1 protein-coding gene is annotated in these 279 nt (G+C 52.7%); it reads right to left on the bottom strand.

What is annotated here, in order from left to right; translation table 11 throughout:
• Positions 1 to 86 precede the first annotated feature (86 nt).
• Positions 87 to 279, bottom strand: a 193-nt coding sequence (locus tag AB2L51_RS15140) for an ATP-binding protein (protein ID WP_395583063.1), incomplete at its 5' end; no start/stop codon positions are given.

Below are 279 nucleotides of genomic sequence, written 5' to 3'. Positions count from 1 at the left end.
TGTTGATTTTCACTGAGAACTGACCCGGGTTTTTCATCAGGAATTGACCCAGCCAGATGCTATTTCAGGCACAGTCGGGCGGGCGGTCAAGAAGAGGATCTGTCCTTTCTGTTTTTTGACGCGGCGGTGCTGGCGCGGAACCTGTAGCTGTCATTTCCTGTCTCGAGGATATGACAGTGATGGGTCAGCCGATCGAGGAGCGCCGTTGTCATCTTCGGGTCACCAAAGACGTCTCCCCATTCACTGAAGCTCAGATTGGTTGTGATGATGACACTGGTG

Origin of the sequence: Acetobacter fabarum (assembly GCF_040702925.2) — a bacterium.
In the GTDB taxonomy this organism is placed as follows: Bacteria; Pseudomonadota; Alphaproteobacteria; order Acetobacterales; family Acetobacteraceae; genus Acetobacter; species Acetobacter fabarum_B.
Note: the sequence above shows the minus strand (reverse complement) of the source record. Positions and strands in the feature narration are given on the sequence as shown.